Origin of the sequence: Sphingobacterium sp. UBA5996, assembly GCF_002429765.1 — a bacterium.
Classification (GTDB): domain Bacteria; phylum Bacteroidota; class Bacteroidia; order Sphingobacteriales; family Sphingobacteriaceae; genus Sphingobacterium.
In genome coordinates this window covers 48648-71903 of record NZ_DJAS01000032.1, presented here as the reverse complement: position 1 = coordinate 71903, position 23256 = coordinate 48648, and the positions used below count along the sequence as shown (strand labels likewise).

At 36.7% G+C, this 23256-nt stretch carries 23 protein-coding genes and 1 tRNA gene; 14 read left to right on the top strand and 10 right to left on the bottom strand.

Translation table 11 applies throughout. The features are described 5' to 3' along the window. The first annotated feature begins 106 nt into the window (after positions 1-106). The 6 genes from B3E00_RS21545 to B3E00_RS21520 all read left to right on the top strand — a co-directional run bounded on the left by B3E00_RS21545 (position 107) and on the right by B3E00_RS21520 (position 7149). A complete protein-coding gene (locus tag B3E00_RS21545) occupies positions 107-2326 on the top strand; it encodes a RelA/SpoT family protein (protein ID WP_209580690.1) in 2220 nt (739 codons plus the stop codon). 108 nt (positions 2327-2434) lie between these two features. Then, on the top strand, positions 2435-2926 hold the full coding sequence (locus B3E00_RS21540) for a Fur family transcriptional regulator (RefSeq protein WP_209580691.1): 492 nt from the start codon (positions 2435-2437) through the stop codon (positions 2924-2926). Between the two features lie 127 nt (positions 2927-3053). Then, on the top strand, positions 3054-4331 hold the full coding sequence (locus B3E00_RS21535; protein ID WP_209580692.1) for an adenylosuccinate synthase: 1278 nt from the start codon (positions 3054-3056) through the stop codon (positions 4329-4331). Between the two features lie 3 nt (positions 4332-4334). Further along, the gene (locus tag B3E00_RS21530) at positions 4335-5621 is read left to right on the top strand and encodes an anthranilate synthase component I family protein (protein ID WP_293940049.1); all 1287 of its coding nucleotides are present in this window, start codon (positions 4335-4337) and stop codon (positions 5619-5621) included. A 61-nt stretch (positions 5622-5682) separates the two neighbouring features. After that, entirely contained in the window at positions 5683-6348 is a 666-nt protein-coding gene (locus B3E00_RS21525) for a TatD family hydrolase (protein WP_293940047.1), read from the top strand. A gap of 75 nt (positions 6349-6423) precedes the next feature. Beyond that, a complete protein-coding gene (locus tag B3E00_RS21520; protein ID WP_293886414.1) occupies positions 6424-7149 on the top strand; it encodes a tRNA threonylcarbamoyladenosine dehydratase in 726 nt (241 codons plus the stop codon). Between the two features lie 73 nt (positions 7150-7222). Here B3E00_RS21520 and B3E00_RS21515 read toward each other — a convergent pair whose 3' ends face one another. Both B3E00_RS21515 and B3E00_RS21510 read right to left on the bottom strand, forming a co-directional pair. Beyond that, entirely contained in the window at positions 7223-7735 is a 513-nt protein-coding gene (locus tag B3E00_RS21515; protein ID WP_293940045.1) for a BON domain-containing protein, read from the bottom strand. A gap of 73 nt (positions 7736-7808) precedes the next feature. Continuing rightward, positions 7809-8279 (bottom strand): GreA/GreB family elongation factor, encoded by a 471-nt coding sequence (locus tag B3E00_RS21510; protein ID WP_293940043.1) that lies wholly within the window; start codon positions 8277-8279, stop codon positions 7809-7811. Positions 8280-8423: 144 nt separating this feature from the next. On the opposite strand from B3E00_RS21510, the gene B3E00_RS21505 reads away from it, so the two are divergent. Next, positions 8424-8511: transfer RNA gene (locus B3E00_RS21505), tRNA-Ser, on the top strand. A 321-nt stretch (positions 8512-8832) separates the two neighbouring features. Continuing rightward, positions 8833-9153 carry an Arm DNA-binding domain-containing protein gene (locus tag B3E00_RS21500; RefSeq protein WP_293940041.1) on the top strand — a complete coding sequence of 107 codons (321 nt, stop codon included), beginning with the start codon at positions 8833-8835 and terminating at the stop codon, positions 9151-9153. Positions 9154-9398: 245 nt separating this feature from the next. On the opposite strand, the gene B3E00_RS21495 is transcribed toward B3E00_RS21500, so the two are convergent. The 5 genes from B3E00_RS21495 to B3E00_RS21475 form a co-directional block, all read right to left on the bottom strand. Further along, the gene (locus B3E00_RS21495; protein ID WP_293940039.1) at positions 9399-9908 is read right to left on the bottom strand and encodes a hypothetical protein; all 510 of its coding nucleotides are present in this window, start codon (positions 9906-9908) and stop codon (positions 9399-9401) included. A 102-nt stretch (positions 9909-10010) separates the two neighbouring features. Further along, positions 10011-11936 (bottom strand): hypothetical protein, encoded by a 1926-nt coding sequence (locus B3E00_RS21490; RefSeq protein WP_293940037.1) that lies wholly within the window; start codon positions 11934-11936, stop codon positions 10011-10013. 45 nt (positions 11937-11981) lie between these two features. Then, positions 11982-12170, bottom strand: a complete 189-nt coding sequence (locus tag B3E00_RS21485; protein WP_293940035.1) for a hypothetical protein — start codon at positions 12168-12170, stop codon at positions 11982-11984. A gap of 960 nt (positions 12171-13130) precedes the next feature. Continuing rightward, entirely contained in the window at positions 13131-14084 is a 954-nt protein-coding gene (locus B3E00_RS21480) for a helix-turn-helix transcriptional regulator (protein WP_293940033.1), read from the bottom strand. A 375-nt stretch (positions 14085-14459) separates the two neighbouring features. Further along, positions 14460-15413, bottom strand: coding sequence for a helix-turn-helix transcriptional regulator (locus tag B3E00_RS21475; protein WP_293940031.1), 954 nt, complete (start codon positions 15411-15413; stop codon positions 14460-14462). A 387-nt stretch (positions 15414-15800) separates the two neighbouring features. Between B3E00_RS21475 and B3E00_RS21470 the strand changes: the two genes are divergently transcribed. Then, positions 15801-15959, top strand: coding sequence for a hypothetical protein (locus B3E00_RS21470; RefSeq protein WP_293940029.1), 159 nt, complete (start codon positions 15801-15803; stop codon positions 15957-15959). 238 nt (positions 15960-16197) lie between these two features. Here the strand turns inward: B3E00_RS21470 and B3E00_RS21465 are convergent, their stop codons facing one another. Next, a complete protein-coding gene (locus B3E00_RS21465) occupies positions 16198-16398 on the bottom strand; it encodes a hypothetical protein (protein ID WP_293940027.1) in 201 nt (66 codons plus the stop codon). A gap of 52 nt (positions 16399-16450) precedes the next feature. On the opposite strand from B3E00_RS21465, the gene B3E00_RS21460 reads away from it, so the two are divergent. The 3 genes from B3E00_RS21460 to B3E00_RS21450 all read left to right on the top strand — a co-directional run bounded on the left by B3E00_RS21460 (position 16451) and on the right by B3E00_RS21450 (position 19816). Then, positions 16451-17506 carry a Mu transposase domain-containing protein gene (locus B3E00_RS21460; RefSeq protein ID WP_293940025.1) on the top strand — a complete coding sequence of 352 codons (1056 nt, stop codon included), beginning with the start codon at positions 16451-16453 and terminating at the stop codon, positions 17504-17506. A gap of 18 nt (positions 17507-17524) precedes the next feature. Then, positions 17525-17824 (top strand): ATP-binding protein, encoded by a 300-nt coding sequence (locus B3E00_RS21455; protein WP_293940023.1) that lies wholly within the window; start codon positions 17525-17527, stop codon positions 17822-17824. A gap of 516 nt (positions 17825-18340) precedes the next feature. Further along, entirely contained in the window at positions 18341-19816 is a 1476-nt protein-coding gene (locus B3E00_RS21450) for a beta-lactamase family protein (RefSeq protein WP_293940022.1), read from the top strand. A gap of 185 nt (positions 19817-20001) precedes the next feature. Here B3E00_RS21450 and B3E00_RS21445 read toward each other — a convergent pair whose 3' ends face one another. Further along, entirely contained in the window at positions 20002-20877 is an 876-nt protein-coding gene (locus tag B3E00_RS21445; protein WP_293940020.1) for an alpha/beta hydrolase, read from the bottom strand. Positions 20878-21179: 302 nt separating this feature from the next. After that, on the bottom strand, positions 21180-21791 hold the full coding sequence (locus B3E00_RS21440; protein WP_293940018.1) for an integrase core domain-containing protein: 612 nt from the start codon (positions 21789-21791) through the stop codon (positions 21180-21182). 73 nt (positions 21792-21864) lie between these two features. Here B3E00_RS21440 and B3E00_RS21435 point away from each other — a divergent pair, with 73 nt between their 5' ends. Further along, positions 21865-22113 (top strand): hypothetical protein, encoded by a 249-nt coding sequence (locus B3E00_RS21435; RefSeq protein ID WP_293940017.1) that lies wholly within the window; start codon positions 21865-21867, stop codon positions 22111-22113. Between the two features lie 114 nt (positions 22114-22227). Then, positions 22228-22752, top strand: a complete 525-nt coding sequence (locus B3E00_RS21430; protein WP_293940015.1) for a hypothetical protein — start codon at positions 22228-22230, stop codon at positions 22750-22752. Positions 22753-23256 lie beyond the last annotated feature (504 nt).

Here is a 23256-nt window from a genome sequence, read left to right as displayed (position 1 = left end):
TTTGGTAGATTTATTACAAAATAAGTTAGCTTGAAAATAGTGTTCAAGAATACATTAACTAAATTACACAAATTTACTCAAAAAACATCATTTACCAGTAACGTTTATGAAAGATTATGTGATTGATATTGAAGCAGAAAACAAAGAGATAAGGAAACGTTACCGAGCATTGTTACGCGCTTGTAAACCTACTTTACAGCGTGGGGACAAGCAGGAGATCCGGAAGGCATTTGACTTAGCATTGGATAGCCATAAGGAAATGCGACGCAAATCAGGAGAGCCTTATATCTATCACCCAATTGCTGTTGCCCAGATTGCTGCCGAAGAGATTGGTTTAGGGACAACATCTATAGTATGCGCGTTGCTCCACGATGTAGTTGAAGATACCAATGTAACATTGGATGAAATTGAAGAAATGTTTGGTAAAAAAGTTCGTCGGATTATCGATGGACTGACTAAAATTTCGGGAATTTTTGATCCAAATAGTTCCATGCAGGCGGAGAATTTTAGAAAAATGCTGCTCACGCTTGCAGACGATGTTCGTGTCATTCTTATCAAATTAGCGGATAGGCTGCACAATATGCGCACGATGGAATTTATGGCTCGGGATAAGCAGCTGAAAATTGCTTCGGAAACGAGTTACCTTTATGCGCCATTAGCCCATCGTTTGGGACTTTACGCAATAAAATCTGAGTTGGAAGATCTCTCGATGAAATATACCGATCCGGATACTTATAAATTTATCGCACGAAAACTCAATGAGAAAAAAGCGGAGCGTGAGCGGTTTATAGGTGATTTTATCGATCCCATCAAAGAGATATTGGAGGAACAAGGAATCAAAGCTTCGGTATTTGGCCGCCCCAAATCAATTCATTCCATATGGAATAAGATGCGGAAAAAATCGATTCCTTTTGAAGAAGTTTATGACCTGTTTGCCATACGTATTGTTATCGATGCTGTAGATGAGAAGGAAAAGACGGAGTGCTGGAAGGTCTACTCGATCGTCACCGATTTGTATCGTCCTAATCCCGACCGGCTTAGGGATTGGATTTCCTCGCCGAAAGGAAATGGTTATGAGTCATTGCATACCACAGTAATGGGGCCTCGAGGGCAGTGGGTGGAAGTTCAGATTCGTACTAAACGAATGAATGAAATTGCCGAAAAGGGGTTTGCGGCACATTGGAAGTACAAAGAATCAAATTCTGATTCCGGTTTGGATCAATGGATCAAAAAGGTACGCGATGTATTAAGCAGTCCAGATCAGAATGCAATGGATTTTGTGGATGATTTTAAAATGAATCTGTTCTCGGATGAGATTTTTATCTTCACTCCGAAAGGAACATTGATACAACTGCCCAACAATGCCACGGCTTTAGATTTTGCATTTGAAATTCACTCAGATATTGGGGCAAGCTGTATTGGAGCTAAAGTAAACCACAAGCTGGTTCCTTTGAGTCATATTCTACAAAATGGGGATCAGGTCGAGATTATTACATCGAGCAAGCAATCTCCTAAGGAGGATTGGTTAAATTTTGTCGTAACTGCAAAAGCCAAATCCAAAATTAGGTCTTCATTAAAAGAAGAAAAGAGAAGAGTTGCGGAAGATGGAAAAGAGATATTGGAACGAAAGTTAAAATCACTCAAAGTGACGTATAACACGGACAATATTAACAAAATTGCCAATTTTCTCAAGTATCCCAGTTCACAAGATCTGTTCTACAATGTTGCCAAGGGAATAGTCGATATGAGGCAATTACGAGAGTATGTTGCGCATGAAAAGGCCGTTGAAGTCAATATAAATAGCTCTTCTGGAAATCAATTTAACGCACATATCGGCGGATTAGTCGAAAAGATCAATAAGAAGGAGTTCGATACGATTTTGATTGGTGATGATATGCAGAAAGTCGATTATACTTTAGCTCCGTGTTGCAACCCTATCCCCGGTGATGATATCTTTGGATTTTTAACGGTTAATGACGGAATAAAGATTCACCGTACGAGCTGTCCAAATGCTTCAAAATTGATGGCAAATTATGGGTACAGAATTTTAAAAGCGCGATGGGCCTCCACAAAGGATTCTGCATTTTTGACTGGTTTGCATATTGTTGGTATCGATGATGTTGGATTGGTAAATAAACTAACAACTGTGATTTCCCAAGAATTTACGGTCAATATCCGATCATTGTCGATTTCAAGTAATGATGGTATTTTTGATGGTAATATTATGGTGTATGTGAATGATACTGCTCAACTTGAAAGTTTAATGAGAAATTTAAAGCAAGTTAGAGGAATAACAGGTGTTAATCGGTATGAATCGGAAAGCTAGTCTTTAGCATTTGGATTCAAAATCGCTTTTAAGCGCCTACCTTGCCCCTATTTTTAATAGCGGAAATATCAATCCTAATTGGTAAATTTGTACAAGAATATTTTTACTATGAATCAAGCTGAAAATTTTGCAACTGTAAAAAAAATCTTCGAGGCCTACTTAGAAAATAAAAATCTAAGAAAAACACCAGAGCGCTATGCGATCTTGGAAGAGATTTATTCACGTACCGACCATTTTGATGTAGAGTCTTTATATATCCATATGAAGAACAAAAAATACCGTGTCAGTCGTGCTACAGTTTATAATACCCTAGAACTTTTGGTATCTTGCGATCTGGTTACAAAGCACCAGTTTGGCCGGAACATGGCGCAATTTGAAAAATCTTATGGTTTCAAACAGCACGATCACGTGATCTGCATTGAGTGCAATAAGGTTGTTGAGTTTTGTGATCCCCGTATCAACCAAATTCAGAGTCTGATGGGAGATCTTTTAAAATTTGACATTAAGCACCACTCGCTCAATTTGTATGGCGTGTGTCAAGACTGTCAACTTAAGAACAAAAAAGAAGAGGCTGTAGTGCACACAGCTATTTCAAATTAATCTTATATTTTCTTAAATATAATAGTACATTTGTTCAGGAATGTTCAGGAGAAAAATTCCTGAACATTTTATTTTTAAATAGAGTCTATTTTTATTAATAACATTTAATTACTATACTTTAAAAGCTATGCAAGTTGATGTGCTTTTGGGCTTACAATGGGGTGACGAGGGTAAAGGTAAAATCGTAGACGTATTTTGTCCTAAATACGATTTGATCGCTCGTTTCCAAGGCGGCCCTAACGCCGGACACACGTTGGAATTCGATAACAAGAAATTCGTACTCAACACAATTCCATCTGGTATCTTCAATGAAGGTACACTAAATCTTATAGGTAATGGTGTCGTTATCGATCCGATTATCTTAAAAAGAGAGTTAGACAATCTAAAGACAGCTGGTTTTGATCCGGTGGGTAAAGGCAATTTGGTTTTAGCGCGCAAAGCACACCTTATTCTGCCGACACACCAATTATTGGATGCTGCCTCAGAATCAAATATGGGTGCAGGTAAAATTGGATCTACGTTAAAAGGTATTGGGCCAACTTATATGGATAAAACCGGTAGAAACGGTTTACGTGTAGGTGATACAACGCTTCCAGATTTTCAGGAGCGTTACCAGAAGTTGAAAGAAAAACATCTTAATATTCTTTCACATTATGGTGATATACCAGATTTTAGTGAGAAAGAGAAAGCATTTTTAGATGCTATCGAATTCATTAAGTCAATTCCACATGTGGATTCAGAACATTTGGTGAATCAATATTTGAAAGAAGGTAAACGCGTGTTGGCTGAGGGAGCGCAAGGCACACTTTTGGATGTTGATTTCGGTTCTTACCCTTTTGTTACTTCCTCTAACACCACTACAGCAGGAGCTTGTACAGGACTTGGTATTGCGCCAAATAAAATTGGTAAAGTATACGGTATCTTTAAAGCCTATGCTACTCGTGTGGGTGGCGGTCCCTTCCCTACTGAACTTCATGATGAGACTGGTGAGAAATTACGTCAACTGGGGCATGAATTTGGAGCGACTACAGGCCGTGCCCGTCGTACTGGTTGGATTGATATTCCTGCTTTGAAGTATGCGATTATGTTGAATGGCGTTACAGACTTGATTATGATGAAGGCTGATGTATTAGATACTTTCGATAAAATCTACGCCTGTACGCACTACAAATATAACGGTGAAGTGATTGATTATATGCCTTATGAAATTATCACACATCAAGCGGAGCCTATTTTGGAAGAAATTGACGGCTGGAAACAAGATTTGACCGGTATTACATCTGAACAGGAAATACCTGAAGCATTAAAAAATTATATTTCTTATTTAGAGAAAGCTCTTGAAGTGCCTATTACAATCCTATCGGTAGGCCCTGATCGTAAACAAACATTAGCTTTATCGAAATAAACTATGCGGATCGAAAGTTTTGCTCTTCTCGATTCTAAAGACAAATTTCATCAAAAAGCCCTACACTGGTCGGGGCAATTTGATGAAATTTCTTTCTTTAATAGTAATGGGATGTCCGATCAATGGGGCAAATTTGAACAGGTAATGGCTGTCAAGGCATTGCATTCGTTCCGCGCAAATCAAAATGTATTTGACGGGCTCGATGCTTTTTTGAAATTACATCGATCTGAATTTATACCTGGATTTCTTTCCTATGATCTTAAGAATGAGATCGAAGAATTGCAAACTACGGGAAAGGATGAGCTCGAGTTTCCGGAAGCTTATTTTTTTGTGCCGGCAATTACGATTCGATGGACTGGTGATCAGGTGCATATTGAAGCTGAAGATCCTGTTGCAATTTATCAGGCTATTTCCGATACTCAGATCCCTGAGGCGTTGCCAATTGCTGTGCATGTGCAATCGCGCTGGACAAAAAGTGAATATACCGAAGCTTTTGAAAATGTACAGGCACATATTCAGCGTGGAGACATCTATGAAGTAAACCTTTGTCAGGAATTTTTTGCTGAAAATGCTGATGTTTCTCCCTTTGAAGTCTATCATCGTTTGAATTCCATATCACCTACTCCATTTAGTTCATTTTTCAAGTTAGGGCATCATTTTATCATGAGCGCTTCCCCCGAACGATTTTTAGCGAAACAACGAGGAAAATTGATTTCTCAACCTATTAAAGGTACTGCGAAAAGGGGAACGAATGCAATAGAAGACCAAGAAATTATTGCTGACATGTTGAGATCAAAAAAAGAAATTGCAGAAAATGTGATGATTGTAGACTTGGTTCGTAATGATTTAACGCGTAGCGCTTTACCCGGAACTGTTGAAGCTACCCGCCTTTTTGAGATCCAGTCATTTAAACAGGTGCATCAAATGATTTCGACCATTACCTGCGTTCAGGCACCACATGTTGCCAATGTGGACGTCATTAGAAATACTTTTCCTGCAGGTTCAATGACCGGTGCTCCTAAAATTGCTGCAATGCAGATTTGCGATCAGCTTGAAGCCCGGAAGCGTGGTATCTATGCTGGATCTATTGGTTATTTTGATACTGTACATGATGAATTTGATTTTAACGTCGTTATCCGTTCATTACTTTACAATAAACAAAAAAGGTACCTTTCTTTTCATACTGGAGGAGCGGTTACTAATCAGGCAGATGCCGAACACGAGTATCAAGAGTGTCTTTTGAAAGCTTCCGCCGTCCTGAAAGCGTTGGGGACTAGCTTGGACGACTAAAACTATACTAATTTTGTAGAGAATATTTTTTGCTTCAAGTATTTTTTCGACCTTTGTTCCGTTGGCTTCACAGATTCCCTATATCGATTTACATACGCATCGGAATTATCCGGTCAGCGAGCTCGAAGTTCGTTCTATAAAGAATGTTGCGCTGAACCATTCAGAGCTCGTTACTGAGGTCGATTGTTCAGTAGGTTTGCACCCATGGTATATCAATGGGAATACTGAACACGATTTAGGACTAATGGCCAACGCATTAGAACGAAAGCAAGTTTTAGCTATAGGTGAATGCGGTATAGACAAAACGATAGAAATTCCCCTCACTGATCAGCAGTCTATCTTTGATAAACAGGTTTGCTTAGCCCAAAAATATCAGAAGCCGCTAATCATTCATTGTGTGCGCGCTTTTGAGGAGATCGTAAGCAGCCTGAAAAGATTAGATTTTAAAGAACCTGTCATTTTTCATGGATATCGTAAAAATTGGATTTTGGGTCAACAATTAATACGCAAAGGTTATTATTTATCCATTGGCCAACACTGTCTGAATGGAAGTCAGGATGAGCTTTTACAACATATTTCACTCTGTCATCTGTTTCTAGAGACAGATACAAATACGATGATAGAAATTAATGCCCTTTATTGCTACGTAGCTCAGGTGAGATCGATAGCAGTGGAAGAGCTAAAATGCATTATATATCAGAATTATAAGAAAGTATTTAATAAATGAGCCAGCATATGTTGTTTATTCCTATTGAATGAAATACGCGGGCTTCATCATGAAATAAAAAATTGAATTAAATAAATGAAAGATTTAAGTTGGCTGTCACGTACCGAAGCATTAATTGGTCGAGCGGCGATTGAAAAATTAGCAAATTCGCATGTGATGGTATTGGGATTAGGCGGTGTGGGGTCATTTGCAGCAGAATTTATATGCCGGGCAGGTGTGGGGAAAATGACCATCATCGATGGAGATACAGTAGATCCGTCCAACCGTAATAGACAACTACCAGCCTTGGCGACCAATCATGGCGAGGCGAAAGCTGAGATTATGCGTCAACGATTGTTAGCGATAAATCCCGAGTTAGACTTGACGGTAATACAGGATTTTATCATTCCAGAAAAGATACCTGCATTATTGGAATTGTCTCCGGACTACTGCGTAGAAGCTATTGATAGTATTACACCTAAACTATTTTTCATTCGAAGAGCGTTGGAGGCCAATATACCTTTTGTGAGTTCAATGGGTGCAGGAGGAAAAGTGGATCCCACAAAGATCAAAATTGACGATATTGGTAAATCGTATAACTGTAAACTGGCGCATCACATTCGTAAGAAATTGCGGAAACACGGTATTCGGGACGGTGTTAAAGTAGCCTTTTCAACCGAATTGCCAAATAAGGATTCTTTGCTGTATACTGATGGGAGTAATTTTAAAAAATCAGCTTATGGAACAATGTCTTATCTACCTGCAGCGTTTGGTGGGGCGATAGCATCAGTTGCTATACGAGATTTGATCGAAAATGTGTAACTTGGTTGTATAAATAGACATATGAAGTAAAGGAAGCTATCCCTCAAATTTGGTTGGCTTCCTTTATAAGATATTAGCGGCTAATAACCCCTTTCATATCAATACCTTTAGGCTTGATATGTTCTAATCTTTTCCTAAGCGTATCTATTTTTGATTTTTCAAGATTCCCAGTTGCTACGATAATTCCCTCCTTAACCTGAGCGGTAATAGTAGGAAAATCTTCCAGAACCAGGTTGACATCCCTCGTCAAGGTAGAATCAACCGCTCCACCAATAATTTCATGATATTTTTCACGCGCATCTTCAGGTTCAGGGAGGTTTACCATGATATTGTTATGAATGGATTTTATATTTTCCCCACCTGCCATTTTCGTTTTGTCTTCTATATGCTGCTTAAGCGAATCAGAACCAATCTGTCCATCCAGCGTAACATTTCCTTCTTCAACATTCACTTCGATACCAGGCGTATTTTCTAAGGCCGCTTGGATTGTTGATTTGAGTTTTTCGTCCGATTCGGGCGATCTACAAGCGTGAATTAAGGATAAAGCTCCTACTGATAGGGTAAAAAATAATTTATTTAATTTCATGTCATTCGTCATATCTGTACTTTATAAGAACAGATGAAGCGCACTATTGTTTAATTTTTAAGCTTTTAACTACCTAATAAATTGCATTCACTTTTTGGTTGACAGCGTTAAATACAAAACTATCTCCTATTTTCTTTCCGATAAGTAGCTGTCCGATGGGCGATAACGGCGAGATGATGAAGATCGTACTATCCCCTACTTTCACCGCTCCAATACTTGTTGCAATAAAGTAAAAGCCTACATCAGTTTGAACGAGCGATCCTGCTCGAGCAATGGGTGTTTCATTACGGATTACAGGTTGTATGTTGAGTAGTTGTTGTAAGTCTTTATTAGCTTCCAGAAGTTGCTTTTGGTAACGATTGATATCCTGCTGAATCATTTCGCGTGAAGTTTCATATTTGTCACCAGCGCTACTTTTAGTGTCATCGGTGCTCGAGTCTCTTGCTGTTTCCAAAGCAGATGCTATCATTGAAATCCGATCGTTAGTACGTTTTAGCGCTATTTCGAGGAGCTCGTGTTTGGTGTCGAAATAATTATTTGTCATCCCGAAAATTAAGCAATAAGTTTTATTCCAAAAAAAATAAAAACAATACGCTTACTGTCAATAGCATATAATAAAGTGAACGGTAAATAGTACAAATAAAGTTGCAATAACTTAAAAAATTGCTACATTTGTGCACTGAAACACGGAAAGGTGTCAGAGTGGTCGAATGAGCAGTCCTGGAAAGACTGTATACGGGATGACTGTATCGAGGGTTCGAATCCCTCCCTTTCCGCTGAGACGTAAAAACGCAGTTTGAGGCATGGAAAATAAGTCCCTCACTCTCCGCAAGATTTGAAAGATTATACCTTTCAAATGGTCTAAAAAGCTTTAAAGCCTGTAATTTTTAAAAATTGCAGGCTTTTTTTTTCAGCTGGAAATCGCAAAATTTTTAAAAACACTCCTAATTTTTGTGGCAGATTTGTGGCAGTTTCACAAGTCAAAAAAAACTGCCACAAAATGCAGTTTAAAATACTGTATATCAACATGTAAACCTCTTTAACGACTTGACCGAAGAGCAACATATTTCGAACTTTAACTTAATAAAATTTGGATTATGCTTGAAAACAGTTTTGGTGAAATGTTCTTTTTGAAAACACCTGAGAAAAAAGAAAGTATTAGAGTAGTGTATTTGAGAATTACCGTTGATGGTATTCCAAAAGAGATTTCGACAAGACGAAAATGGGATGTTGCCCGTTGGAATCAAAAATCAGAACGGGCTTCTGGAAGTAAGGAAGATGCAAAATCACTGAATTACTTTTTGGATTCTTTATCCAATCGTATTTCTAACTATCGCACAGAACTCATCAATAATGACCAGACCATTACTGCTCAGAAGCTCATTGATTTTGTACGGGGAAAAACGTCTCACGAGTAAAAGTGCTTGAGGAGTTTACTGCACATAATGCTGAAATACTCGCTTTGGTAGATACCGGAGAGTATGCTATTGGTACGTATGATCGTTCCAGATTGCTAAAAGACATGTAACGAAATTTATAAAGTTGAAATATAATCGGGATGATATTTAAGCAGCGATGAACTTCGCAGGCTTGAAAATAAAGTCTTTACTTCTGAAAACTTCTCTTTGTTTCGGTTGATTGCTACCAGTCATCCATCCAATCCCTATATAAGGGCTGATCGTATAAAATCGATCCTCCTTGTACCCACAGAATAGATTTGATAAGTTAAAAAGTACGTCCCAATAGACATGATAGTATTTAAATTCTTGATATTCAAGCCAATACCATCCCAAGGTTTTCCATCATAACGCACACCTGTTGAGTGAGATGGTTCAAAATATTGGGTTAATCCTTTCACTTTAAAACCACTTACGCCAACGCGAGCCCCAATACCAGGACTAAACCATTTACCTAAATTAAATGAATAAAATGGGGTCAAACGCTCCGTAAATTTCATTTGTTTATCATGGTCACCTAAATAAATTTGAGCTCCCGCTCCTACATTGATAAAGAAATTATCACCGAAACGATTTGTACCAACTCTGTACTTATCTGTATCTAAAGTAATTGAAGTGTCTTGCTTTGTAGCCAACGACTGAGCCTGGATAGCGTTAAAACTTCCAAGAAGGCAAAGAGAAAGTATTGTTACTCTTCTGATATTAAGATTGTTCATTTTTTTATAAATTAAACGTCAATTCCCATAAAAATTAGGGAACAATTTTTATGGGAATCAAAAAACTAGAAATTGATTCCCATAAAGCTGCTATTTTAGATTTTAAGGAGTTCGATCAACCCCCATATAATGAGATTGGGCTAGGAGAACAGCAAATGCGTTTCCAAATAAAATAGAATTTGCTACAGCCCAACTACCATATGTCTTGGGGTATGCCGGCGAATTATATGCGGCAGCGCTACCATATATTGGCTTTAATATTGGAAAGTCATTGTTATTTGTCGCGAATGGTTCAATTGTGAAACTATTATAGATTCCCCTCTGTAACTCATTAGCTAAAAAACCTGTATCACCAACATAAAACACATTTCGAGTTTTATGACGAAACATGGATGTTCCGGTCTGAACTGCATAATTACTCGTATTAGACGAATATGTCTCAACTACACCATTAGGAATATTTTTAATATAAAGAGTTTGAGAAGCATCTTGTCCCCAATTCTTATTTCTTATATCACCAAACGGCCATGTTAATACATCGACATCCGTTGCATTAATAATTGGATAAATCGCGCCCCCACTATCATATCCAGCAATTGAGATTGCAGAAGCAGCATTATTTGGGTCTAACAATTTTTTCATAAAATCAGTAACATAAGGGGTGGACGTTTCAGTCATAAAGAACACTACACCACCTCTATTTATATATTTCAATAATGCATCATAATCCGCAGTGTTATATCCACTAAACATTGCACAAATTACCACATCAGGATACTGTGCCGGATCAGACAAAGCATTTCTAAGTAAGTTTGGACTGACGCTGATGTATTTGTGTGCGAAACCGTCAATACGGAAATAGTTACTGCTTAATCCAAAATTCCCGGGGTTATTTAGAAAGTTAAAGGACGCTTTTGCATCAGCGGCATAACCATAGGCTAAACTTCCTCCAGCGTGCAATATCGTCTTCTTTGGAAATACCTTCCACATATCCAAACTTCCCAATAATATTTTTCCTGCAGCTGGGGAATTAAAATCAAACTGAATTTTCCCTCCGTTTGGCATCGTAGATGTCAAGTTGATGCTTTGGCCATTGATTAATTTAATCTGCAGCTCTGTAAAGTCAATCTTATAACTTGACAGCGATAGATCAGCCGTATAATAACGGGCACTTTTAAAACGAGTTGAACCAGGATCTACATTTGTAAAATCTAAAGTGGTAACTGGAACAGTAGTTAAACTTCCAGTCAAGGCGCCACCAAAAACATCAAACATTCCGGTTTTGATATAGTCATTTTGTGCAAAACTTGCTGTCATTACTGTAATATCACCAAACAAACCACGGGTGCTAACCTCGGTTTTGATCTGCTGCAGTTGATGTTTAAAAATAATAGGCAGCTGGTTGTTACCCGCTGATGTTGCTTTAAACGTACCTTTCGCATACAGTAAAGGCCTATTCGATTTTGTTGGTATTTTTGGATTACTTGTACTAAATGCTGGAATATTATCCTCACTGTCATAAGAATATGCCCACCAATCATAATCCTGATTTTTGATCACATCTAACGTCATAACCGTGCCTGCCACTCCTTGAAGAGAATACTCATATTTCTTTGCTTCCCTATTATACATGATCAACCAATATTTAATCCCGTTATTCATTGGAGTATCCGCAGCTTTTTTATTGATTGAAGCATAAGTGGAACTTTTGGAAAGCACGGTATTCGATGGTTGCCCTGTGCCAAAAGAAATATCAGAGCCCTCTGATGAAACAACTTCAATGTCAAATTCACCAATTTTTAGCCTTTTGTTACTTACAACAGCTTCACCAGTATTTCTAATTTTTGTCCCCCCGAAACTAGCAAATGATGCTTTTGCTTTATTTGCAATAACATCCGCATCACTTACGCCACCGATTGTAATCACGACCTTACTTGGCCCAATTGCCTCTCCATTAGCAGTTTGATCCTTTGAACAGGAGGTGAAAGTCATTATTCCGATACCAATAATTAAACAAATTTGAAACATCCTCGATGCCCTTATCTTCATATTTAAATATGCGTGTTTCATCTTCTAATCTAAAAAGTTCCAATCTTGATGATTCGTTTCCGTCACTTCTTCCGTAATTAATGGATTTGAGTTAGATCCACTTCCTGGTGTTACTGTAACAGACGCAGAAGCGATACTATACTCCATTTCAAGTGCCATACTTGTGACACGGGGCGGTTCATACTTTTCTCTTGTAATTTTTAATTCATTCATTCTTTTCAATTTTTAAATTTTCAATCGTGTAAATTATTCGTCCTAAACAAAACACTAATTAATCAAAAAATAATTTTGCTGAGACAAAAGACAGAATAAAACTCATTAGAAAGAAAGATTCATCTACTACAAGGCTACCATTAAAACATACAACATAGATACCTCAAAATTAAACCGCTATTTATCAATAGTTTAAGGCAAATAAATAGATGTTAGTTTGGCGCTAGATCAAATAAAATAAAGCGACACTTTTTTTCTTAAAAAAAAGTGTCGCTAAACAACTACACATATACCTTAGTACTATTACTGTGTTTATTCTGATCAAAGAAAAGTCAAATCAGTGATGCTTACTCTAGAAAAATTATGGGCTATTGCCTTCATCCCCAGCTGACTGGTTAAGGGGGCAGTTAAAGCTCTGCAAATGACACTTAAGGAAAAACGGGCCCCCAATACTCTGATCCATCATTCGGATTAGGAAGTACAGTACTGTTACTTCGTCTATAGACTAAGATTGAAAAAGCGGTTGTAAAGATTAGTATGACCGAGAATGGCCTGGCTTATGAGAATCCTATTCCAGAGCGAATTAATGGTATATTAAAAACAGAATTTAAACTCAAAAGAGTATTTTCTTAATGGAGTGAAACTTTATTGGAGGTTACTAAAAGTATACAGTCATTCATACAATCTTTTCCGTCCGCATATGAGTTGTGAATTTCTAACACCCGCGGTAACACATATCAGAGATCTACCAGTAATCAAGTATTGGACAAACTGTAGAAAAAAATGCAAAAGTTTACAAAAAAACAATTAAATCCATTATATAAATTCACCCACAAAAATTGTAAAGTAAGAGCCGAATTAGACCATCTGTAAAGTTTTATCGGGACGAGACAGTGAGTTACCAAGAATCTTCAGTAAAATTAAGTCGGAAATGTATATGATAAAAAATAATAACAAAGGCTAAAACTTATCGATCCAGTTATATAGATCTTCCTGAGACGACAAATTAAAAGATTTCCTCAATCGATTTTTTCTAGTCTGAACACTTCTTACTGCAAGATTATTACAATTTGCAATATCCTTTGTTGTAAATCCAAGTTTCAAAAATGCACAAAACTTAAATTCGTCCACTGTCAAATCAGGATTTACGCTAATTAGATTGTCATAAAATGAAGGGAATACCTGCTTGAAATGTGGCAAAAAAGCAATATCATTCGAAACAGCAAGCCGAACAACATCCTCTATAACAGCACCTTGATCTGATTCGTTTACTAATTCATTCAAATTAGCAATGATTTTATCAGACCAGAGCTTTTGCTCACATAATTCGGCGATAGTATTATTTTCAATCGAAATAAAATAACCATTAAAAACGATGAAAAGTGATACTTGAATAAATGTGTGTATTCGCAATTCCTTCGATGATGTGACTAATGTGTCTTGTTGAAGAAAATTAAAAATTTGAAAATCGTTAACATTTTCGATATAAAACAGTATCAAAACCAATATATAAATAAAGATACTGTATTTATGATTCTTACGATTATTAAACAAGAATGTTGCAGCCAATAATATACTTAAATAATATAAAGATATACCATTATCAAAACCCAAGGACGAAGATAACAAAAATATAATGCCACAAAATATAATTAATATGGCAAACAAAAAATAATCTTTAAATCTTAATCTTGTAAAAAAGAATAACATCAAGAGAATTGTACCAGAAATTGTAAAAACATAAAAATTAGTCAAAATCCCATAAAATAGATCTCTGATGCCATTGAAAAAAAATAAAATGGGAGTCAAGAAGGCATACTGGTTCAATTTCTTTGCCCTCAAAAGATCGGACATTTCCATATCACCTACTAGATGCTTATTGGAAATATAATTCCAAAATTGTTTAATGCTCATTATTAGTAGAAATATAGGTTACAAAATATTTGAATAAATAGTTCTATTTCAATTTTCTATCTCGAAATGATTTGAAAAAATAATCATATTTTAAAAATCACTTCTTTGCAAAAAACGCAATAAAACTTTAGTCAGCAATTACAGTAATCTACTACAAATCTACTATCACGATATACATCATTGATACTATAGCATTTATAAACCCACTACAAACACCCTATCCAAAGATTAGTCCCTACCCTTTCGACGCGACATGACCAATTAATTACAATAATAGTAGTCAAACAAAATAGATGAGCTCGAAACTTTGAGAATAAATACTTCGGCAATAGCACAATTAGTATGTAATAAGTTTGGAATTAAAAGAAAGGATTATTAAATTTTATTTATCCAATTATAGAGATCCTCTTGGGGAGATAATAAAAAAGATTTACGTAAACGACCTTTTCTTGTCTGTACACTTCTTACTGCAAGATTATTACAAATAGCAATATCCTTAGTCGTAAAACCAAGCTTCAACAATGCACAAAATTTAAATTCATCAACCGTCATATTTGGATTTAAACTCATTAAATTATCATGAAATGAAGGAAAGACTTGTTTAAATTTGGGTAGGAAGGCAATATCATCTGCCATCGCAAGCTTAGAAATATTTTGTAGAATTGAATCTTGATCCAAACCATTCATTTTTCTTGACAACTTTGCTATAATGTTATTCGCCGAAATCTTATATTCATTTAATTCTATTATAGAATTATTGGCAATAAATACAAAATATCCATTTAATACTATAAAAAATGAAATTTGAAAAAACGTATGTATCCTAACATCCTTTGAAGAAGCGATTAACTTTGCTTCATGAAGAAAGCTTAAAACCCGAAAATCATTAGCATTTGAAATATAGAACAAACTAATTATCAATATATATATGATAATGCCAAATATTCGGTTTTTTGATTCGTTAAAGATAAATATTGCAGCTAGCAAAATACCCAAATAATAAAGTGAAAGCCCATTATCAAATCCCTGTGAGGAAGAAAATAAAAACACAGTTCCACAAAAAATTAATAATGTTAGAAAAACAATATAATCTTTAAATCTGGCCGTTGTATAAAAGAATAGCACGAAAAGAATAATTCCTGTTAAGGAAAATATATAAAAATTATTCCACAAGCCATAAAACAGATCTCTAATAGCATTAAAAAAGAATAAAATTGAGATCAAAAAAGCATATTGATTTAACCTCCTCAAATTTATTAAATCTCGTTTATTCATATCATTCGAAAGGTGTCTATTTGAAATGATATCCCAAAAATTCTTAAAATTCATTTACTTTGTAATTCGATGCAAAAATTAGCTCTAATATAGATTTTCACGCAAATATTAACTAATTAAAACATTTTAACGACTTAAAATAGCTAATGTTGCCTTATAAAACACAAGATGTAGTATTAACCCTACAAAAAAATAACATCCAATAATACATTCTGGAAAGTGAAGTAGAACAATTGATGATTTCTAGTAGGATATTCAGTGTAGTCAATTTCGCAACAGGATAGCTTTTCAAAGCGATATACATTTTACACGGAAATGAACATGGAAGCATGCCGTCCCAATAACCCTAATTCAGATGCATTCGACCAATTAAATCTAATGATCATGTAGACTCACCTGTTTCTCAGACAAATTAAAAATCTTAAATTAGTTTCATTTATTATGAAAAAGAGCAAGTTTTCAGAACATCTGATCGTCAATATTCTCAAGGGATATGAGGAAGAAAGGACACAAAGGATATCTGCAGAGAGCGCGGGATCTAAGCAGCTACCTGCTATGAATGGAGGCAAAAGCACGGAGTATGGATGCTTAGCATCTTAAAGAACTGAAGGCTCTTCAAGAAGAAAATGCCTGTCTAATGCGAAGTGATACAGAATTAAGTCTTTATCACCGAATCTTAAAAGATACAATTGAAAAAATACTCTAAAGCTTTGTGAATGTAAAGCGCTGATGAACGAAATTATAGATAAGCAAGGAATCAGTATTTATAGAGCATGCAAGATTGTCTGTATGAGTCCTATCAAATATTACTATGACCACAAAAAGGACGATTAAATAGTTATTTCAAGATTAATGAATCTGGTCTCCAGATATCCCACAAGAGGATTTGAAACCTATTTTGGTAAAATTGGACTAGATCACGATCAATCATTGATTCCAATGAATGCATCATCAACGGCGCTACATTTATACCTTCGTAAAGACCTAGTAGGGCCTCCAGCCCGAAGTGTTCAAAGTCGAATGCGTCTTTTCCTTTCATGAACGTGTCGTTTGAATAATTGAATATAAATAATCTTATTGAATCACGAACTATGTTCAAATGCAGAAAAATTTCAAGTTCTTTGTTTCGAGATATATCCATCAATGTACATCGATTCTGCTTTACAGATAGCAAATGCACAGCGGCACTTCGTTTTTATGGTGGATCACCCAAAGCGATAGTGTCCGACAATCTAAAGTCCGCCGTCAATAGATCGAGCAGATACGAAGCGGACATCAACCGTAGCTTCAAGGACTTTGCCCGCCATTATAACTGTGTCATCAACCCGACACGTAGTTACGCTCCACAAGACAAAGCGTTGGTTGAGAATGCGGTGCATCTGGCCTATCAGCGTATCTATTACCCATTACGTGAAATGACTTTCTTCTCGCTGGAAGATCTCAATAGAGAAATTGCAGTACTACTGGAGCGTTATAACAATCTATTGTTCAAACGAAAAGAATCGAGCCGTATCGAGCTCTTCCAGAGTATTGAACGAGAATATCTCAAAGCCCTTCCCGCTGATCCATATGAACTGAAAGATTACAAAAGGGCCAAAGTACAGAAAATGGGTTACGTATACTTTACTCCCGAGAAGTGTTATTATAGTGTTCCATACCGGTATATCGGAAAGGAAACAATGATCCATTACACCGGGAGCCGCGTAGAGATCTTTTATAATCATGAAAGAATTGCGCTTCACCAGCGCAATCTGACCAAAGGCAGTTATATCACTAACGCAGATCACCTGAGCAGCACACATAAGTTCTATTCGGAATGGAGCCCAGAGTTCTTTAGAAAAAAAGCGCTGCCACATGGGGAATATGTCCTGGCATGCATCGATAAGATACTTGCTTCCCATGATTATCCCGAAATAAACTACAAACGCTCTCTTGGAATTATCCACCTGCACCGGGCTTATGGATCCGGGCGTCTGAACAATGCGTGTAAAAGAGCATTGGATACAGATAGCTGCTCCTATCTGCGGATAAAGAATATCCTGAAAAACAATATGGATAGGCTGCTTTTATCTGTAGGTGAACTTGAGGCCCAAAAACCACATATACCTTTTCACAGCAATATACGCGGTGCTTCCGCATATGAATAATAAACAAAAATCAAGAAAATGAATAATCAGACAGTTGAAGAACTACGCGACATGCGTCTGGGAGCTATGGCCCAGTTACACCAGCAGTACGTTAAAGAAAATAGGTTCGAAGGGATAACCTGCGACGAATACCTTGCATTACTTACTGATCATCAGTGGGAAGACCGGGAAAATAAAAAGATAGAGCGTTTGCTCAAGCAGGCAAACTTTAGGCATAATGCCAGTCTAGGTGATATAAACTACGCCAGCGAAAGAAATCTGGACAAAAATATGTTTGCGCGTCTGGGTACACTGGACTTTGTCTCGTCTTATGTTTGATTTAATCTCATAATATGTTTATTAGATTTGAAGAAAGCGTGGTTAAGGCAGCCGGCGAGCTTAATACACATAAAGCAAGGCGGACATTTGGGAGTACTGTGCCCCTTAAAAATGGAGTGTCTATTATATAATGAAAAAACTTGATTCAATAAAGGAGATGCTTTTAGGAAATAATATATAAGACAACTAGATGCACATAAAATTAAAAGTCATGATTTAGTGTCCGCTAGCATCTGTAATATGTTACTGATGCCTATTAACGCATGGCCTAAAGATTCTTCATCATAAAAATCTGCGAGGTGTAATTTAACTCCTTTGTCTGCAAAATGTTTTGTTTTGTTTTGGCCCGCGCAAGGAGGGCAAATTCTTCGGGTGAAAGGTTTTTTAAAATTTGTTCTCTCCATTAGCAACTATATATGTATATTGAAAGGCAATGCTTTCTCATTGAAAAACTGCAATGTAACAAATTAACGCTACCAGTTGTCATTACCTTAGGTTCACCTTTTAAAATATCATATGAAAAGTTCTTTCAAGATCATTTTACTGCTATTTGCAAGCACATTGTCTCAGCAGGTTTTTGCGCAAAGTACTTCGGACAGCATTGATCTCTTCATAAAAGAGAAAATGTTCAAGTTAAAAATTCCTGGACTTCAACTTGCCATCGTTAAGAACAACAGGTTAGAGAAGCTGTCCGCGTATGGTCTTGCCAACATTGAACATCAGGTTGCCGTTTATTCAAAAAGTTCATTTTCAATCAATTCCATGACAAAGGCCTTCGTGGGTGTAGCTATCATGCAATTACAGGAGCGGGGCAAATTAAAGGTAGAAGACCACATCTCCAAATATATTTTAGATATTCCTGATGATTGGAAATCGATTACCATTAGGCAATTATTAAGCAATACTTCCGGACTTCCGAACAACATAGACTATAAAGAGCAGGTTCTTGGTGATGGCACAGAAGGGAAAAACTGGGAGATGGTAAAGAAATTACCGATGCAATTCAAACCGGGAGAAAGGTTCAGCTATAATCAGACCGGATATTATATCCTGGGAAGAATAATCACTATATTAAGTGGTCAGCATTTCACTAAATTTATTGACGATAATCAATTTAGGGTGGCAACGATGAGCGCAACGCAGTTCGGCGACTCCAATGACATCATACCCAATAGTGCAGGGGCATATTCTACAATTGTCAATGTGGACGGTAAATGGATCAATGACGGCAAGCTGCATAATGCCTTTGCCACTTTCCCACTCTTCTTCAGAACTGCAACAGGTATAATCTCAACATGCGAGGACTTGGCCAAATGGCTGATTGCATTACAAAGTGGAAAGCTGTTGAAAAATAAGAATAGCGTGCAGCAATTGTTTACTTCCGTAAAATTGAACGACGGTCATATTGATGGTTTTAACAAACTCACTAACGGCTATGCTTTGGGCTGGCCTACCGTAGTCAGAGATGAACATCCCGCAGCTGCTCCTGTAGGTGGAATGCGCTCTGCATTATTTGTCTATCCTAAAGATGATCTGTCGATAATCGTTCTGACTAATCTTCAGGGTTCTAACCCCGAATGGTTCATTGATGAGATAGCAGGATATTATTTTCCAGATATGAAAATAGCAAACGGTTTTGGATTGAGTAAAAATCTTAAACTGTTACGGCAGGAACTTTTGAAGAATAATTTTCAGAACAGTTTTAAAATCTATTCCAATATTAAACGTAGCAATAAAGCATTTGATCTGTCAGAAGACGAGGTCAATTCGTGGGGATACCAGCTTATTGAACAAAATATGAACAAGGAAGCATTACAGATTTTGCAATTAAACACTTTGCTGTTTCCCAAAAGTGCAAATGTTTATGATAGTTATGCTGAGACGTTAGAGCTGTTAGGAAATCGCAAAGAAGCCATCAAAAATTACAGCAGATCCCTTGAACTTAATCCAAAAAATGACAATGCTCGCCAATTTTTAGAAAGCAAAAAATAAGAAATTTCCAGATCAGTAATTCATTATCGATCTGCTGCACGAAGGAATATAGAATACGGTCAATAGCCGTATTTTTTTCCTTTGCCTGATTTGTTTAACTCCATGACTTTAAATTAGTGAAAATAGAGATTATCTAGTTGAAGGCATTTCGAATGTCTAAAGAATTCTACTGTTCTTTCGCTATATTATTTCTCTTTCATATGGTTTGATAAAAAAGCAAAAAGTTCGGGTGTGATTTTTTTCCAATAATCCCAATCATGAGCACCATCGTGAATTCTAAATTCATGCTTTATTTTTTTATCCGCCATTGAGATATGTAACTTGGCGTTATTTACGGATAAGGCATCATCATCCCCACACGTAACAAGCCACGCCTGATCTATTTTTGTTTCTTTTTGCGTTTGGTCAAAATAACTGAGAACATCATACTTTTGATACCATTTCTTCAATATCTCTTCATTAATATCCGGATATCTGTTTTTTAAATATCCAGGAACGTATCCCCTTACTGCGCCACTAAGCGATACAACGGTTCCAAAAGCATCCGGTTCATGGATCGCATATTGTAATGCCGCCGCTCCTCCCAGGGAAGCACCAGCTATAGCCTTGCCCATCTTGTCTTTACTAACTCTGTAGTTCTTTTCAATAAATGGAACAAACTCCCGAAAAAAGAAATCCTCATAATTGAAATCACCTGCGGGATCATTAAAGTAACTTATTCTTTTGGTGCCATAATTCGCATCAGGAGTTACCACGACCATTGGTTGTATATCGCCTTTCGAAATTACATCATCCAAATAGCTTTTCAGCTGACCATAACCATACCAAGACTCATTATTGGGAACGGTATTAGCAGGACCGGCAGGATGAAGAAGGTAAACAACGGGATAGTTCTGACTAGCGGATGCATAACCGGCGGGAAGATAGATGGAATACTTTACCTCATTCTTCAACACCTGACTTTTTACTGAACTTGACTGATCAAGAACAGATTGATTTTGTCCCTGTAGGGAATTAAAACATAAAAATAGAACAGCTATTACCGATATATACCTAATCATAACTTTATAAATTTTTTAATGCGATTTTATTTTTAAATAGTATTCCTTAAAATACTAAAAGACCTAGAATTAAGCAAATTTATTAACGGCAATATTTATGTTATGACATAATTGAAACAGGATCAATTCGAAAAAGCTTGTTTATTGTGATTACTTTCAGTATAAAACTAAGAGTAAACTATATATAGTTCCATAATGAATAAAGTCTTTAAGAACAGATAGATCTTCACTTCACAGCTCGGCTTATATGGTGATCAATACGACTAATTTAAGAATTCATAATAGGCTGACCTCTCCCCAATTTAGGAGTGTTCTAAAGTAGAAAATTCCGCTGTTTTAACATGTTTTTCGATAAACATTTCGGGCGTCATATCCCCTAAACAGCTGTGGGGTCTGAAGGTGTTGTACTCTTCCCTCCAGATTTCAATTTTTTCCTTCGCATCTTCCAAAACAGAAACAACGTCACTTCCTTTAAGCCCCTGTCCAACCTCAATAGCCATGCATTTACGGCTATAGTTATCCACTATAGTTAAGCAGCGGATTTTCCTGCCATCGAACACCGCATCAGCGATAAAGTCCATACTCCAGCAGTCATGTAAATTGGAAAAAATCGGTCTCTCGGATCGATGAGCAGCGGCGCGGCAGCGTCTGGGCCTTTTCACCCGTAGATTTAAGCCTTCTTCCTTATAAATTCTATAAATCCGTTTTTGATTATCCCGCCAGCCTTCACGTTTCAATAGAACGACGATCCGCTCTATTCCGTAACGGACACGTGTTTCAGCAATGCTTTTTATGCGAAGGCGTAATGGACTGTCATCTGGTCTATGGAGTTTATAATACCAAACTGAGGTGCTCAGCAGAGATATCTCGCACGCTCTGCGTAGGGAAATTAATTTACCGACTATTGTCGGCAAAACTACTTCACACTATTTCGTTTGAAAATCACAACATTATACTGTTAAAGAATATGTTCAGGTCACTACTGGGATGACAAAGAATAAAGAAACCAAAGTGACAGACTTTTCAGGAACATTAGTCGTTAAAGTAACTTCTTATAACACGAATCAACCTGCAAAAAATATAGGTGTTGTCATCATTCCTTTTAATAACTACGAATATGAGCAATATATTTCAAAAAACTTAGCTAACGCAGAATTTAAAGGTGTGACTTGGCGAAAATGGAATTGCTACTTTAGAGATCGCATCTGGCAAAGATTATGTCGTCTTACTCTATAATACAACAACCTTGTCAAATCTTAACTGGGGCACAACATCGATTCAAAAAGGTATGACGATGAACTATTTTGCAGGTTTTTAATCAATAATTAGCTGATAAAAAACTTTAATGATATGAAAGGCTATTTTTTTATTGTGCTCACACTGTTGATTGCAACAGTTTCCTGTGAGAAGGAGGTCGTTGTCAAACTGGCAGAAGGGGAAATTACAGGAAAATTAAACTACAAATTGACAGACGATACTGGTAAGGGATTGTCTGGTCTCAAAGTTTACATTTATAACCGTGGGAGCAATCAAGATCCTAATTCACCGATAGATTCACCGATAGATTCAGCTATTACGAGCAGTGTTGGCGAAGTCAATTTTATTGATTTGTTACCTAATAATTATCAACTAAGGACAGATTCTATAAAATTAAATTACAACGATTACAGCGTCGATGAATATGTACAGATTACAGCGGGTATAGAACGTAAAAAAACAACAAAGGTAACTGATTTCTCGGGCACCCTGATAATTCGGTTACTATCGTACGAAACCCGCACCCCTATTCAAGATCAGGGAGTCGTCGCATTTCCTGTCAATAAGATCCATGTCACCTCTGATAATATCGCGGATGTAGTAAAAGTTCGACGCTGAAAAGGCTGACGGATAAAAATGGATACGTAAGACTAAAAGTACCAGCTAACCAAATTTTTGATTTTATTGTTCACCACAAGATATATGGTAACTATGGCTGGGGGTTTGGCTCTTACCAGGTAGCTAAGGGTAAAACGTTAAATATGACACTCTACAGCAGTTTTCTTTAACGCAGTAACATTTCTTCTTAACAGCTACGCCTAATTATTAAAGCTGGAAACTTGTTATTTCTACTTAATCGCTAAAACGCGCGCTGTAGTCTTTGTTAAATTTACTGGAATATAGATTAAAGGGGGAATAATATCCCCCTTTAATATTTGGGTAAAAGGATCCATATCGCACAAATACAATGGATCTTGGTCTATTTACACTTGAAGATGCTATCGATAATAGACGCCCGCTTTGCATATTTGCGATTAATGACGGTATACAGCAAATTTGTAAGCGTATTTTTCTCCTAGAACTGACTTACCTTAAAAGCGTACTTTGTTTAACAATATCCCT

Bases quoted from the DNA above. Each gene is read 5' to 3' on its own strand.
- B3E00_RS21510 (WP_293940043.1), bottom strand. From the start codon at position 8,279: ATGACAAATAATTATTTCGACACCAAACACGAGCTCCTCGAAATAGCG.
- B3E00_RS21540 (WP_209580691.1), top strand. From the start codon at position 2,435: ATGAATCAAGCTGAAAATTTTGCAACTGTAAAAAAAATCTTCGAGGCC.
- B3E00_RS21520 (WP_293886414.1), top strand. From the start codon at position 6,424: ATGAAAGATTTAAGTTGGCTGTCACGTACCGAAGCATTAATTGGTCGA.
- B3E00_RS21430 (WP_293940015.1), top strand. From the start codon at position 22,228: ATGAAAGGCTATTTTTTTATTGTGCTCACACTGTTGATTGCAACAGTT.
- B3E00_RS21435 (WP_293940017.1), top strand. From the start codon at position 21,865: ATGACAAAGAATAAAGAAACCAAAGTGACAGACTTTTCAGGAACATTA.
- B3E00_RS21535 (WP_209580692.1), top strand. From the start codon at position 3,054: ATGCAAGTTGATGTGCTTTTGGGCTTACAATGGGGTGACGAGGGTAAA.
- B3E00_RS21475 (WP_293940031.1), bottom strand. From the start codon at position 15,413: ATGAATTTTAAGAATTTTTGGGATATCATTTCAAATAGACACCTTTCG.
- B3E00_RS21485 (WP_293940035.1), bottom strand. From the start codon at position 12,170: ATGAATGAATTAAAAATTACAAGAGAAAAGTATGAACCGCCCCGTGTC.
- B3E00_RS21530 (WP_293940049.1), top strand. From the start codon at position 4,335: ATGCGGATCGAAAGTTTTGCTCTTCTCGATTCTAAAGACAAATTTCAT.
- B3E00_RS21445 (WP_293940020.1), bottom strand. From the start codon at position 20,877: ATGATTAGGTATATATCGGTAATAGCTGTTCTATTTTTATGTTTTAAT.
- B3E00_RS21515 (WP_293940045.1), bottom strand. From the start codon at position 7,735: ATGAAATTAAATAAATTATTTTTTACCCTATCAGTAGGAGCTTTATCC.
- B3E00_RS21495 (WP_293940039.1), bottom strand. From the start codon at position 9,908: ATGAACAATCTTAATATCAGAAGAGTAACAATACTTTCTCTTTGCCTT.
- B3E00_RS21470 (WP_293940029.1), top strand. From the start codon at position 15,801: ATGAAAAAGAGCAAGTTTTCAGAACATCTGATCGTCAATATTCTCAAG.
- B3E00_RS21455 (WP_293940023.1), top strand. From the start codon at position 17,525: ATGAATAATCAGACAGTTGAAGAACTACGCGACATGCGTCTGGGAGCT.
- B3E00_RS21465 (WP_293940027.1), bottom strand. From the start codon at position 16,398: ATGAAAGGAAAAGACGCATTCGACTTTGAACACTTCGGGCTGGAGGCC.
- B3E00_RS21460 (WP_293940025.1), top strand. From the start codon at position 16,451: ATGTTCAAATGCAGAAAAATTTCAAGTTCTTTGTTTCGAGATATATCC.
- B3E00_RS21480 (WP_293940033.1), bottom strand. From the start codon at position 14,084: ATGAGCATTAAACAATTTTGGAATTATATTTCCAATAAGCATCTAGTA.
- B3E00_RS21490 (WP_293940037.1), bottom strand. From the start codon at position 11,936: ATGTTTCAAATTTGTTTAATTATTGGTATCGGAATAATGACTTTCACC.
- B3E00_RS21500 (WP_293940041.1), top strand. From the start codon at position 8,833: ATGCTTGAAAACAGTTTTGGTGAAATGTTCTTTTTGAAAACACCTGAG.
- B3E00_RS21450 (WP_293940022.1), top strand. From the start codon at position 18,341: ATGAAAAGTTCTTTCAAGATCATTTTACTGCTATTTGCAAGCACATTG.
- B3E00_RS21545 (WP_209580690.1), top strand. From the start codon at position 107: ATGAAAGATTATGTGATTGATATTGAAGCAGAAAACAAAGAGATAAGG.